Source organism: Mucilaginibacter daejeonensis, assembly GCF_020783335.1.
Classification (GTDB): Bacteria; Bacteroidota; Bacteroidia; order Sphingobacteriales; family Sphingobacteriaceae; genus Mucilaginibacter; species Mucilaginibacter daejeonensis.
The window spans coordinates 2,741,319-2,755,479 of the sequence record NZ_CP086068.1 but is presented as its reverse complement, the minus strand read 5'-3'; the positions used below and the strand labels follow the sequence as shown (position 1 = coordinate 2,755,479).

General features: G+C 48.8%; 8 protein-coding genes. 7 read left to right on the top strand and 1 reads right to left on the bottom strand.

The genetic code is table 11. The features are described 5' to 3' along the window. The first annotated feature begins 37 nt into the window (after positions 1 to 37). On the top strand, positions 38 to 1,078 hold the full coding sequence (locus LLH06_RS11640) for a DUF4097 family beta strand repeat-containing protein (protein WP_228169465.1): 1,041 nt from the start codon (positions 38 to 40) through the stop codon (positions 1,076 to 1,078). Between the two features lie 55 nt (positions 1,079 to 1,133). Here the strand turns inward: LLH06_RS11640 and LLH06_RS11635 are convergent, their stop codons facing one another. Continuing rightward, positions 1,134 to 3,089 (bottom strand): 7TMR-DISM family protein, encoded by a 1,956-nt coding sequence (locus tag LLH06_RS11635; RefSeq protein ID WP_228169464.1) that lies wholly within the window; start codon positions 3,087 to 3,089, stop codon positions 1,134 to 1,136. A gap of 578 nt (positions 3,090 to 3,667) precedes the next feature. Between LLH06_RS11635 and LLH06_RS11630 the strand changes: the two genes are divergently transcribed. Genes LLH06_RS11630 through LLH06_RS11605 form a run of 6 tightly spaced genes read left to right on the top strand, consistent with a single transcriptional unit; the run spans position 3,668 to position 14,052 of the window. Next, the gene (locus LLH06_RS11630; protein ID WP_228169463.1) at positions 3,668 to 6,814 is read left to right on the top strand and encodes a SusC/RagA family TonB-linked outer membrane protein; all 3,147 of its coding nucleotides are present in this window, start codon (positions 3,668 to 3,670) and stop codon (positions 6,812 to 6,814) included. Positions 6,815 to 6,828: 14 nt separating this feature from the next. Continuing rightward, complete coding sequence (locus LLH06_RS11625; protein ID WP_228169462.1) at positions 6,829 to 8,364, top strand: RagB/SusD family nutrient uptake outer membrane protein; 1,536 nt, start codon at positions 6,829 to 6,831, stop codon at positions 8,362 to 8,364. 60 nt (positions 8,365 to 8,424) lie between these two features. Further along, entirely contained in the window at positions 8,425 to 9,657 is a 1,233-nt protein-coding gene (locus LLH06_RS11620; RefSeq protein ID WP_228169461.1) for a cytochrome c3 family protein, read from the top strand. Positions 9,658 to 9,717: 60 nt separating this feature from the next. After that, positions 9,718 to 11,187, top strand: a complete 1,470-nt coding sequence (locus LLH06_RS11615; protein WP_228169460.1) for a glycoside hydrolase family 30 protein — start codon at positions 9,718 to 9,720, stop codon at positions 11,185 to 11,187. An 8-nt stretch (positions 11,188 to 11,195) separates the two neighbouring features. Next, positions 11,196 to 12,653, top strand: coding sequence for a glycoside hydrolase family 30 protein (locus LLH06_RS11610; protein WP_228169459.1), 1,458 nt, complete (start codon positions 11,196 to 11,198; stop codon positions 12,651 to 12,653). Position 12,654: 1 nt separating this feature from the next. After that, complete coding sequence (locus LLH06_RS11605) at positions 12,655 to 14,052, top strand: glycoside hydrolase family 30 protein (RefSeq protein ID WP_228169458.1); 1,398 nt, start codon at positions 12,655 to 12,657, stop codon at positions 14,050 to 14,052. Positions 14,053 to 14,161 lie beyond the last annotated feature (109 nt).

Sequence of the window (14,161 nt, the reverse complement as noted above, 5' to 3'; positions counted from 1 at the left end):
GCATTGGTCATCACCTTGCCTTTAACGTGAACCGAACATGAAAAAGATCACTACCATCGCCTTTATCTTATTAGCAAGCCTAGGTCTTAAAGCACAGGAAAAATGGAACGCCCAGCCGTACCAAACACGGTCGCTGTCGGCAGCAAACATCAAGCAAGTGTTCGTCAATACATCCGGAGGTAGTATCACGGTCACCGGAACAGATGCCTCGCAAGCACGTTTGGAAGTTTACGTAGCGCCGAGCAACTACAACGAAGATATCAGCAAAGAAGAGCTTTTACAGCGCCTGGCCGACAACTATGACCTGAAGATCACTGATACTGATCATGAGTTACACGCCACAGCCAAACGCCGCTCAGGCATCCTGAACTGGCGTAAGGCGCTAAGTATATCATTCAAGGTTTATGTGCCTAAGGCAGTAGCTACCATGCTGAACACCAGCGGCGGCGCGATCACCTTGACCGATCTTGACGGTGATCAGGAGTTCAGCACCAGTGGCGGTCGCCTGCATCTCATGGGGTTGAATGGCCATATCAAGGGCTCAACCAGCGGTGGTAGTATCGATGTGTCGAACTGTAAACAGGATATAGAGCTGGTGACCAGCGGAGGTAGTATCAGAGCCAATGATTGCGAAGGCAAGATGGAGCTTACCACCAGTGGTGGAGCCCTGAAGCTATCAGGGTTAAAGGGCATGATAGAGGCATCTACCAGTGGCGGAAGTATCAATGCTGAAGATATTGGCGGCGAACTACGCACCAGCACCTCAGGCGGAAGCATTAACCTGTCACGTTTGAACTGCAGCGTCGACGCTTCGACTTCGGGCGGCAGCATCCACGCACAATTTGAGCAGGTGGGCAAATTCGTAAAACTGAATACCAGTGCCGGTCATATCGACCTGCTGGTGCCTGCTGATAAAGGCTTGAACCTTGATCTGCGTGGCTCCAGGGTGAACGCCGACCTGGCGGGTACCTTTAATGGCATCAAACAAAAGAACCGTTTGGAAGGCGAGTACAATGGCGGCGGAGCCATGGTATCCGTACGTTCATCAGGCGGCGGCGTTAACCTTAAAATGAACTAAACATACCTTCACTTATCATTGAGACAGCCTGCCGGACATCGCCCGGCGGGCTTTTCTATTTCTCGATCACGGGTGCAACGTTCGCTTTCGTCTTGGCTGGCGGTATCTCCAGTATCAATTTGCTCCAGCCTTGATTGGTGTTCTTTTTGCCACGGCTTTTGTGGTCTTCCAACACTTTTTTGATGCGCAGGGCATAATGCCAGCAAGTGCTTTGGCGTATCTGCAGTTTTTCAGACAATTGGTAGGATGATATAGCGCCTTTGGTAGTGTAGATCAGGTAAACGATGTAGAACGCCTTATTGATAGGTATACGGTTGTTCTGAAAGATGGTGTTGTACAATACCGATTCCTCATAATTGCATTTGGTGCAACGGCGGCTGTAAGGTGCGCGGCCATGCTTATAATACTCGTTACCACACTTGATACAATTGAAGCTTTTTGACCACTTGATATCGGCCAGGAATTTATTGCACGTTTCCTGATCGGGATATTTAGCGCTGAACTCCTCGAACGACAGTTCTGTGGACATCGCCCGAGCATCGGTCACTTTCTCGATGTTGGTCTTGAGCTGGATGTTGTCGTTCTCAAGCAAAACGTTCATCCGCGTGATCTCGGCCGCCTGTTGTTCCAATTGGGTATTGATGTCCAGGAGTTCCTTGTTCTGTTCCTCGATCGTATGCGCTTGCTTAAATATCTCTTCCGATTTTTCGATCACCTCTTTGGTTCGCTCTGCTACCTTGACCTCCAGTTCTTTGTTGATCGAATCCTTTAATTCGTTGTTGATCTCCATCTGGCGGATGGTCTCATCTTGAGCTGTTTCCTTATCCTTACGCATGATACGCACCTGATCACCTATCGCAAATGATAGGAACAGCATCTCAAGTATAAAGCTGAAGCCGAGGCTATAGTTAGATATCAACCCAGGGATCACTCGGGCATAGCCTAACACGGTGATACCTTTGATCACAAAACCAATGGTCAAAAAAGTGTAGCCCAGCACGAAGAAACGTGCAGGCTTGAAACCTGTATACCATATCCGCACACCCGCAGCAAATGCAATGATCAGTGGAACAAATTCGACCACCTTTAAATAGAAGAGACTTTTATTGAAGAACAGGCAGTATAAGAAGAATAAGGTACGTAGCACGATCACCGTGTTGATGATCTTATACAGCCTGCGCGCGCGCCGTTTAACGTGCAACAGTGCTTTGGTGAACTCCAATGCAAATATGCTCAAGCTGAACAGTGCTACACCGAACGCATATTGATTCCAGTGCGGGGCATTAGGCCATATATATTGAAAGGCTATACCATCGGTGGTCATCTCGTAAAGGCCCACGCTGAGTATATACAATATATAATATAGGTATTGCCGCTTCCTGACGGCCATGAACATGAGCAGGTTGTGGAAGCTGAAGATGAGGATGATGCCGTAAAAGAGCCCGTAAGTAAGGTATTCGGTGGTGGCATAGCGTACAAAATAGTCAAGCCTGCGATATACGATCAGCATGTTGGCACCGTCTTGTGATCGCACACGGAAATACAGGATATGGTCACCTTTGGCTAAACGCTCAAGCTTGAATTCGAGATTCTTATGCTTGTACAGCCGGGTGTCAAAAGGCATATCGGCCCCAGCTCGGTACTTGGAGTAGCCACCGTTCGCAAGTGGAAGGTAGGCAGTGATATCATTGACCGTTTGGTCAAAGAATTCGATCAGTGAGGCATTCTCAGCTATATCCTGTGTAACATGAATTTTTACCTTATACCAATAGTTGATCTTGGGAAGGTTTTGGGGATAGTACTCATGATTAAGCGTAAAGCCGTGTGCACGGTCGATCTGCTGAACTTCGGCCAGTGTCAATTCATGGCCGTCTTCCTTTAACACCTCTACTTCTGTGCGCATAAATATATGCTGATCAGTGCCCTGATCAATGGTAACGGGCACCTGCGCGCTAACCGAACCTAATGACGTGATAAAGTATACGAACAGACAGGTAAAAACTCTGATCATAAGTAAATTTTGTTAAAATATCGGGCTACTTGAGGCCTTAATAATTGGTCATGTCAATAGCGCTACAAAAACGGTTAAGTGTAAAAAATACGCTTAAAAATGATCGTAGGGCCATTTTTTCGTAAAGATATAACCTTGCGACATATAATCATCAAGTGCCCATCCAAATGGTGAAAAAAGTTAAAATGTGAATAATTTTTTTGCAGGGTACTGAAACGTATTATGGTTTAGAGGCAAGTGGTGCCAAAACATCACATTCTGCTGTATATCAATGCACATTGCGTTTGGAACGATGTGCATCAAGCGTATTAAAAACTTTATAAATAACTTATTATCAGTAGTTTATAAATATTTTCTCTTGTTTTTTTGGATCGCATTTCAATACTTTTGATCCGTTGAATGACATTGATCCCTCCGATCAGGCTCATTTAAGTACGAACCAATTTAAACAACACGACAACACATGTACCGATCGATCCGCTGCCAGGGGGCTTACGGCTAATGCTATCGCCATCCTTTAATTTTCCAGGTCATGACCTGAATTCAATTTGGACCCTAAATTTTTAACCGAACAATTTATGAGAAAACTTTTTACACTCATCATCTGCTTACTGGTATGCTCGATGGCCGCGATGGCCCAGTCGGTAGTTACCGGTAAAGTAAGCGACAAGAACGGTGAGGCGCTTGTTGGCGTGACCGTTAAGGCTAACGGCACCAGCAATAACTCTGTTACTGATGTGAATGGTAGATACACCATCACTCCGGCCGTTAACGGAACCCTGACCTTTACTTATGTGGGTTTTGCCCCGCAAACCGTTACCATTGGTAGCCAGACCGTGGTTAACGTTACCCTTACCGAAAGCAATAACAACCTGAATGATGTGGTAGTTGTGGGCTACGGTACTCAAAAGAAAAGCGTTGTTACCGGCGCTATATCAGGCGTTAAAGCGTCAGACCTTGCCAACCAACCCGTGATCCGCGTAGAGCAATCATTACAAGGTAGGGCATCAGGCTTGACCATCGCTTCTAACTCTGGTCAGCCGGGTTCGGCCTCTACCGTACGTTTACGTGGTTTTACTTCGTTCGGTAACGGTAAGAACGAACCTTTATGGGTGATCGACGGTGTGGTGATCGACAATGGTGGTATCGGCTACCTGAATCAGGACGATATCGAATCGATCGAGGTACTTAAAGATGCTGCTTCGGCCGCGATCTACGGTACACGTGCCGCAGCAGGTGTTATCCTGGTAACTACCAAAAAAGGTAAAGCCGGTACATTGAACATCAACTACAGCGGTTACTATGGTACTCAATCGCCAGCCAAAAAACTGGATCTGCTGAACGCTACTCAATATGCTACCCTGCGTAATCAGGCGCTGATCGCTGCCGGTAAGGCACCAGCATTCGCTAATCCTAATTCATTAGGTGTGGGCACCAACTGGCAAGATCTGATCTTTAGCAGCGCACCAAAACAGATCCACGAGTTCAGCGTGAGCGGCGGCAGCGAGAAGGCTACTTTCTTCACTTCGTTCTCATATAACGACATCCGTGGTATCGTAGCCAAGGACATCTCTAAGTGGAATCGTGCCAACATCCGTATCAACTCAACTTATCGTCCGGCAAAATGGATCAGCTTTGGTGAGAACTTGGGTTACAGCCATGCGGTGAACAGTAACTTTGGCGAAAGTAACCGTGAGTACGGCGGTGTATTAAGCTCTGCCGTTAACCTTGACCCGACCACTCCCGCAGTGATCACCGACCCAACTTCACAAGCAGCTTACATCGCTTCAAGCCCTGCTAACCTTGCAGCTTCTACCCGTGACGATATGGGCCGTTTGTACGGTATATCACCATACGTATTGCAGGAAATGAAGAACCCATTGGCGTATATCAAAAATCGTCGTGGCAGCTACGGTTGGGATCATAACATCGTAGGTAACGCTTTCCTTGATCTGGAGCCTATCCCGGGTCTGCGTTTCCACTCAAGCTTAGGTACCAAGCTGGCCTTCTACGGTGGCGACACCTTCACCCCGGTAGCTTTCTACAATACCTCAACACCGATCAGTGTATCATCACTATCACGTTCCAACACTTACACCATCAACTGGAACATCGAGAACACCTTGTCGTACAATCGCAAGTTCAATAAGCATGATGTGACCTTATTGGTGGGTATGGGCGAGTACAAAGACAACAACGCTCGTGGCGTGACCGTTACTTACACCAACATCCCTGCAACTACCTTTGATGAGGCTTCGTTCCGTTTCAATGCGTTGGCTGCTAACCGTACCGCAAGCGGTTCTGACGGTACCGACCACCGCATCAACTCGTTGTTCTCGCGTTTGCAGTACAACTACGATGAGCGTTACCTGTTCTCGGCTCTTATCCGCCGCGACGGTTCGTCACGCTTCGGTTCTAATAATAAGTTCGGTTACTTCCCTTCGGCTTCAGTGGGATGGGTACCAACACTTGAGTCTTTCTTCCCTAAGAACGATGTGTTAACCTTCCTGAAGATCCGTGGTAGCTACGGTGTTACCGGTAACGATGGCATCGGCGATTTCTCTTACGTACCGCTGGTAGGTGCTGGTGGTGGCCGTAACTATACTTTCGGTACCACTCAAAGCGAGGTGATCTACATCGGTTATAGCCCAGGCGCTCCGGCCAACCCTGACCTGAAATGGGAGCAAACCTCACAGACCGATATCGGCTTTGATGCTACCCTGTTCCAGAACCTGACCCTTACCGTTGATGCTTACAAGAAAAAGACAACAGGTATCCTGCAAAATCCACCGATCCCTGGCTATGCCGGTTACGGCAGCTTTGCGCAGAACATCGCCGATGTGGAGAACACCGGTATCGAGTTCGAGCTGGGCTACAGGAAGAATTTTGGTGACTTCCGTTTCGGTTTCAATGGCAACATGTCGTTCTACAAGAACAAAGTTTCTAAACTGATCCCGGGCAACCAGTTCTTGGAAGATAACAGCGCGACCTTCCAAAACTTAGGTAACATCACCCGTACCGGTCTGGGCTTGCCTTACCAACAATTCTTTGGTTATCAAATGGCGGGTATCTTCCAAAGCCAGGCCGAAGTTGATAGCTATGTAGGTGCCGATGGCGTGACCAAACTGCAACCTAACGCTAAACCAGGTGACGTGAAATTCGCTAACCTGAGCAACGATAATATCATTAACGGTGATGACCGTACTTACCTGGGTAACCCTAACCCGACCATGAGCTACGGCTTGACCTTGAACCTGGGTTACAAGAACTTTGACTTTACCGCCTTTGGTAGCGGTGTGGGTGGCAACAAGATATTCCAGGGCCTGCGCCGTTTGGATATCTCGGCAGCCAACTACCAAACCAAATATTTGAACGCATGGACCCCAAGCAACACCGGCGCTACTTTGCCTCGTATAGTTGATGGCGACCCTAACGGCAACTATTCTAAGTTTACCAGCCTTTATTTGGAGAGCGGCGCTTATTTCCGCCTGCGCACCATTCAATTGGGTTACACTTTCCCGAAAAGCATTACCAGCAAGATCCACATGAGCAAACTGCGTGTGTATGTACTGAGCGAGAACTTGTTCACTATTACCAAGTACAGCGGTTATGATCCTGAGCTGGGTGTTACCGGCGATGCTGGTGGCGGTGCACAATTCAGTATCGACCGTAGTGCCTATCCACAGGCTCGTTCATTTCTGTTCGGTTTAAATGTTGGATTCTAATTAAAAGACAAACAATGAAAAAGAGATATTTATATATAGCTGCACTTGCCGTTAGCGCACAGTTGTTCAGCTCATGTAAAAAAGAGCTTGAGGTAAATTCACAGGAACGTATCACACTTGATAATTACTATAAAACACAGGCCGATGCATTTGCTGCGCTGGTGTCAGTATATGATCGTTTCGGTTTCCAATCAGGTGGATTGTATGACAAGATCGCCATTATGGACGTAGCTGGTGATGACCAGCTTGCCGGTGGTGGTGGCCCATCAGACATTAATGACCTTCAGGTAATGTCGAACTATACCCTAACTGCTCAGGTTGGCCCACAAGGCTACCTGTGGAACAGAGGTTACTCAGGTATCTACCGCGCTAACGTATTGTTAGACAAGATCAACGGCATTCAGATGGATGCCAGCCTGAAGGCTCGCTACATTGCCGAGACCAAGGCTTTGCGTGCGATATTCTACTTCGACCTGGTTCGTTTCTTCAAGAATATTCCGCTGATCGAGGGAACGGTAGACCCAGCCAACTTGTACAATGTAACGCAGACCACTCCAACAGCGATCTATGCTTACATTGAAAAGGATTTGAACGATGCGATCCCAGCGTTACCTAACACTGTGCCTGCCGCTACCGAAGGTGGCCGTATCACCAAAGGCGCCGCACAAGCTGTATTGGGCAAAGTGTTGCTGTGGCAAAAGAAATGGCAGCCAGCTGCTGACCAGTTAGCATTGGTGAATGGTACAGCACCTGGCCAAACCAATACTACTTACGGTTACAAGCTATTGAGCAACTACGGCGACCTGTTCAAACCGTTGAATAAGTTCAATACCGAATCGGTACTTGAGATCGTGCACAGCGCTAATTCACAAGGTAACTGGAACGATGCCGGTCAAAGCGAAGGTAACCTGTTGTGTATTATCAGCGGTCCGCGTGGCTACAGCCAAAAGGTAAGCACCGCGCCTGACTATTACTCAGGTTACAGCTTCCTGGTGTTCACTAAAGCATTCTTTGACTTCATTCACTACGATCCGCGTAACATGGCTACCGTAGCTAACCTCGATAGCTTGAAGAATAATAACCTGGCTAATTACACTCCGGGTTACAACAACACAGGCTTCTTCCTGGAAAAGTTCGCCGCCCGTGTATCGAACAAGACCACCGTGGGTACCAACTACGATCTTAATTTCCCTCAGGATATTTATGAGATCCGCTTAGCTGATACTTACCTGTTAGAGGCCGAATGTTTGATGAACGCCGGTGCAGGCGTAGGCGTGGGTAGCCGTGCTTACCAACTATTAAACGCCGTGCGTGCCCGTGTAGGCCTGAACCCGGTAGCTGTTACTCAAGATAACATTGAGAAAGAGCGCCGCCTGGAACTGGCTGGTGAAGGTCATCGTTGGCTGGATCTGGTACGATGGGGCAAAGCGGCCAGTGTATTGCAATCTAAAGGTTTTGTGGCCGGCCGTCACGAGGTGTTCCCTATACCTCAAAGCGAGCTGAACAATACTAAGATCGAGCAGAACAAAGAATGGGGAGGAACCAAATAATACCTGACCAAAGCCGGGGCAGCCTTGTGACTGCCCTGGCTTTGATCTTTTGATCACTACATGAGGGCAAATTTGAGGTTGGGTGTGGTTTTGGGTGTCCTGTTGCTGGTTACCTTATCCGTTGCGCTAATTCAGTGTGCCGGTAAGGCCAGTACTAAGACCGATAGTCGAGGAGCAGCATACGCCGACCCTAAAAGTTGCATGCAGTGTCATAAAGACCTGTCCAAAAGCTACGCGCATACCAGCCACTTCAATACCTCCAAATCATTGACCGATCACCAACTGCCCAACGGTCTAAAGGCCGATAGCAGCGTGTTCGTATTTAATGAAAGCCTGAAAATACGGGTAGAGAAACAGGCTGATGGACAATACCAAACCGCTTATTGGAACGGAAAACAACAACGATCAGCAAGGACCGATGTGGTGTTCGGGGCAGGAGCCAAGGCGTTCACCTTTGCTTGCTGGGACGGAGATGTGTTGAAGCAGTTGCCTTTGTCGTACTTCAACGAGATACACAATTGGGCCAATAGCCCGGGCTTCCCGTTACAGCAGGCCAATTTTGACAGAGCCATCGTGAGCCGTTGTTTGGAGTGTCATTCCAGCTATGCTGAAAAGCGATTCGTTAAGGCTGGAAGCCTTGCCGTAACACAGGAATTTGATCAAAAGACCTTGATATACGGCATTGATTGCCAGCGTTGCCATGGCCCGGCAGCACAGCATGTGACCTATCACCAGGAGAACCCGAATGATAAGCAAGCCAAATTTATGGTGAGGTATGATACCCTGACCCGGCAGCAAAAGGTAGATGTTTGTGCCGTTTGCCATTCGGGTAACGACAGGGAAATGCAAAAAAGCACGTTCGGTTTCAAGCCGGGCGATACCTTGTCGAGATACACCTTGCCATTTGGTAACAGCAGTAACACACCTGATGTACACGGCAACCAGGCCAACCTTTTAGCCTTGAGTAAGTGCTACGCCAACAGCGCGGTAATGACCTGTACCACTTGTCATGACCCGCACAAAAAAGAGGTTACAGGTAAGTTGAGTTTTGCCCAAAAATGCATCACCTGCCACAAGACCGAGACCCATAACTATTGCAAGATGGCGCCCAAGCTGGGGGCGGCTATTGATACGAAATGTATCGACTGCCATATGCCGGCAATGCCATCAAAACTGATCACCTACCAGGCCACAGCGGCAAAACAGGTATCAGCCTATTATTTACATACACACAAGATCGCGGTGTATCCTGACCAAACAAAGCAGATCATCGCATTCATCAACCAACACTGATCAACAAGCAGATACATTATCCATTTTTTACTCCCCCAGGTAAACAAAACTTTCATCATCATGAAAATAAATAAAAATATTACTGCCGTTGTCCTGACCTCTGCGTTAGGGATAATGGTTTGGGGGTGTTCAAAAAGCGGTAATGGCAGCAGCGGCGGTGAGGTAACACCCACGCCACAACCTGTTGTTACGCCCGTTAAAACAGATGTGGCCATGTGGCTCACACACCCTGACGGGGCCTATTATTTTAAGAAACAGAACGTTGCCTTGCTGTTCAATACCAACAGCAACACCAACGCCACTATAGAGGTTGATACCACGCAGGCTTACCAAACCATCGATGGGTTTGGCTATACGCTAACCGGTGGTAGCGCCACGCTGATCAACAGCTTGCCTTCCGCACAAAAAGACACCTTGATCAAAGAACTATTTGCTACGGATGCCTCCAACATCGGCGTGAGTTACATCCGTATCAGCCTGGGTGCATCTGACCTGAGTGCCGAGCCGTTCACCTATGATGACCTTCCGGCAGGGCAGGCCACAGATATGGACCTGCAAAAATTCAGTATCGACCGTGAGCGGGTGGACCTGATCCCGATCCTGAAAAAGATCCTTGCCATTAACCCGGCCATCAAGATACTGGCCTGCCCATGGAGCGCGCCTACCTGGATGAAGACCAACAACAGCTTCAAGAACGGCAACCTAAAGCCGGAGTACTATGATGTATACGCCAGGTATTTTATCAAATATATACAGGCCATGAAGGCAGAGGGCATCACGATAGATGCTGTTACTCCGCAGAACGAGCCGCTTAATCCGTACAATAACCCGAGCCTGGTGATGCAGGCCGTTGATCAGTCGGCGTTCATCAAGGGATATTTAGGTCCGCAATTTAAAGCTGCCGGTATCAACACCAAGATCATTGTTTACGATCATAATGCCGACGTGCCTGAGTATCCGATAACTATACTTAACGACCCTGCTGCTAACCAGTATGTAGATGGGTCAGCGTTCCACCTTTATGCAGGCAGTATCAGTGCGCTATCGACAGTGCATGATGCATACCCCAACAAGAATATCTATTTCACCGAGCAATGGGTTGGTGGCCCTGGCAACTTCACAGGTGATCTAAACTGGCATATCAACAACCTGATCATTGGTGCCACCCGCAACTGGAGCCGAAACGTACTGGAGTGGAACTTAGCCGCCGACCCTAACTACCGTCCATACACCAACGGCGGTTGCAGTACCTGTTTAGGAGCATTGACCATTGGCGGTAGCACAGTGACGCGTAATGTGCCTTACTATATCATTGCGCATGCATCCAAATTCGTGAGGCCGGGGGCGAGGCGTATCGGCTCCAATATGGTGGCCAACCTGCCTAACGTGGCTTTTAAAACAGCCGACGGTAAAAAGGTGCTCATCGTGCTCAATAGCTCCAATGCCCAACAGAGCTTCAACATCAAATTCAACGGAAAGACAACCACGGCTACATTAGGCAATAACGCCGTAGCCACATTTATATGGTAACACTTAATATGAAGAACAGTATTTTGATGCCCCTGCTGATGGCCTCGGCCGTTACTGCCGGTGCACAGACCCGAACGGCAGCTAAAAAGACCCCGGCCAAGATCGGTGATCAGGTGAAAGTGTACGTGACCGCCAAAGGCACTGATGATCGCTTTAAACTGACCGAGACCTTGAACATGGCACCGGTAAAGCAACCGGTAGAGACACAGATCTCGATCTTTGTCGACCCATCTAAGACCTTCCAGACCATGATCGGCGTTGGTGGCGCCCTTACCGATGCGGCAGCGGAGACCTACGCGAAGCTATCGCCTGAAAAGAAAAGAGAGTTCCTGACCGCTTACTATGATAAGGAAAAGGGGATTGGCTATAGTTGGGCGCGTACCCACATCCAAAGCTGCGATTTTTCAAGTGATACTTACAGCTACGTGAAAGATAACGATGCGTCGTTAAAGAGCTTCGACATCAGCCATGATAAAAAATATCGTATCCCATTCATCAAGGATGCGCAGAAAGTGGCTGGCGGCTTTAAAATGTTCGTGAGCCCATGGAGTCCTCCAGCCTGGATGAAAGATAACAACAACATGCTCCGCGGTGGTAAGCTGAAACCTGAGTATCGCCAGACATGGGCATTGATGTACACCAAGTTCATCAGAAGCTATGAAAAGGAAGGCATCCCGATCTGGGCTCTCAGCGTACAGAACGAACCGATGGCTGTTCAAAAATGGGAATCGTGCGTATTCACAGCGGAAGAAGAGCGCGATTTTGTCAAGAATTATTTAGGCCCGACGCTTAAAAAAGAAGGTTTGGCCGATAAAAAGCTGATCATTTGGGATCATAACCGCGACCTGCTGTACCAGCGTGCAAGCACCGTGTTAGAGGACCCTCAGGCCGCCAAATACGTTTGGGGCGTGGGCTACCACTGGTACGAGACCTGGACCGGCGCCGGAATGAACTTTGAAAGCACTCGCCGTGTACATGAGGCTTTCCCGAACACGAACCTGGTGTTCACCGAGGGGTGCGTAGAGAAATTTGACTTTAACCGCTTAGATGATTGGAGCTTAGGCGAACGATACGGATACTCGATGATCAACGACCTGAACGCAGGCACCGTGGCCTGGACCGACTGGAACGTATTGCTCGACGAAAAAGGCGGCCCTAACCACGTAGGTAACTTTTGCTTTGCACCCATACACGCCGACACCCGCGATGGTAGCCTGCACTACACCAGCGAATACTATTATATCGGCCACATCAGTAAATACATTCGTCCGGGTGCCAAGCGTATCGTGAGTTCGGCCAGCCGCGAAAAGTTACTGACCACTGCCTACCTGAACACCGATGGCAAGATCGCAGTGGTGGTGATGAACCCGATAGATACTGAAATGAACTACACCTTATGGGTTAAAGGCAAAGGGGTGAATACCAAAGCGCTGCCTCATTCCATAGCTACCTTAGTGATACAATAATATGAATACCAGATACCTGATTACTGCCGGCCTGATCCTGTGCGCTACTGCCGGCTCCTATGCACAAAAAAAGGCCGAGGTTTGGCTCACCAATGCCGACCGCTCGGCTATGTTCCAAAAGCAAGCGCAGCCACTCATATTTAGCAAGGCCGTTGATAAAGGTGAGACCACGGTCACTGTGAACGATAAAGAAAAATATCAGTCGATCGATGGATTTGGTTTCACGCTGACCGGAGGCAGTGCTCAGTTGATGATGAAGATGAGTCCGCAAAGCCGGAAAGCGCTGATCAAAGAACTGTTCGCTACCGATGGTAATAACATTGGGATCAGCTATTTGAGATTGAGTGTGGGTGCGTCGGACCTGAACGATCATGTGTTCTCGTACGACGATATTCCGGCAGGGCAGACCGACCTCAAGCTTGAGAAATTCGACCTTGGGCCGGATAAAGAGAACGTGGTGCCTGTGCTTAAAGAGATATTGGCCGTTAACCCTAAGATCGGTATACTGGCGTCGCCATGGTCGGCCCCGGTTTGGATGAAGGATAACGGAGATACCCGCGGCGGCAGCCTGAAGCCTGAGTGTTTTGAGGTTTACGCCAGGTACCTGGCCAAATATGTACAGGTCATGAAAGCCAACGGCATCACCGTGGATGCAATGACCGTACAGAACGAGCCGCTGCACCCGGGTAATAACCCGAGCATGTTGATGCTGGCGCCTGATCAGGCCAAATTTGTGAAGACGGCATTAGGGCCAGTGTTCCGTAAGGCAGGTATCAAGACCAAAATCATCATCTACGATCACAATTGCGATAAGCCTGAATACCCTATTTCTATCCTTGACGACCCTGAAGCCAAGAAGTACATCGATGGCTCGGCCTTTCACCTGTACGGCGGTAAGATCGATGCGCTGAGCAAGGTGCATGATGCACATCCTGACAAGAACCTGTATTTCACCGAGCAATGGATGGGCGCGCCGGGCAACTTTGCCCGTGACGTGCGCGACCATATCACCAAGCTCACCATAGGTGCCACACGCAACTGGAGCCGTACGGTTATCGAGTGGAACTTAGCCGCCGACCCAAATAACGACCCGCATACCGATAGGGGTGGTTGTACCTCTTGCCTCGGTGGTATCACGCTATATCAAGATAGCGTGACCCGTAACCCAGCGTATTACGTAGTGGCACATGCTGCTAAGTTCGTAAGGCCGGGCTCGGTAAGGATCGCTACCAACAGCAGTGATGACGTGCCCAACGTGGCATTCCGTACACCTGAAGGTAAAACAGTGCTGATCGCGATCAATAAAACTGATGCCGACAAAACGTTCAACATCAACTACAACGGTTCTGTAGCTACCACCATGTTAAAAGCAGGCTCGGTAGCCACTTACGTCTGGTAGATAGTTAAAAAGCTGCGGCATAAGAGGCCGGCAGCAGATATAAAATATTAGGGATGTTCCGACGAACTTACGGCGCTTTTGGGGGAAAGCGACTTGTTCGGGGACATCC

What these genes read in the sequence shown, in the direction of transcription:
- LLH06_RS11640 (WP_228169465.1), top strand. Translation starts at nt 38, where the DNA reads ATGAAAAAGATCACTACCATCGCCTTTATCTTATTAGCAAGCCTAGGT.
- LLH06_RS11635 (WP_228169464.1), bottom strand. Translation starts at nt 3,089, where the DNA reads ATGATCAGAGTTTTTACCTGTCTGTTCGTATACTTTATCACGTCATTA.
- LLH06_RS11630 (WP_228169463.1), top strand. Translation starts at nt 3,668, where the DNA reads ATGAGAAAACTTTTTACACTCATCATCTGCTTACTGGTATGCTCGATG.
- LLH06_RS11625 (WP_228169462.1), top strand. Translation starts at nt 6,829, where the DNA reads ATGAAAAAGAGATATTTATATATAGCTGCACTTGCCGTTAGCGCACAG.
- LLH06_RS11620 (WP_228169461.1), top strand. Translation starts at nt 8,425, where the DNA reads ATGAGGGCAAATTTGAGGTTGGGTGTGGTTTTGGGTGTCCTGTTGCTG.
- LLH06_RS11615 (WP_228169460.1), top strand. Translation starts at nt 9,718, where the DNA reads ATGAAAATAAATAAAAATATTACTGCCGTTGTCCTGACCTCTGCGTTA.
- LLH06_RS11610 (WP_228169459.1), top strand. Translation starts at nt 11,196, where the DNA reads ATGAAGAACAGTATTTTGATGCCCCTGCTGATGGCCTCGGCCGTTACT.
- LLH06_RS11605 (WP_228169458.1), top strand. Translation starts at nt 12,655, where the DNA reads ATGAATACCAGATACCTGATTACTGCCGGCCTGATCCTGTGCGCTACT.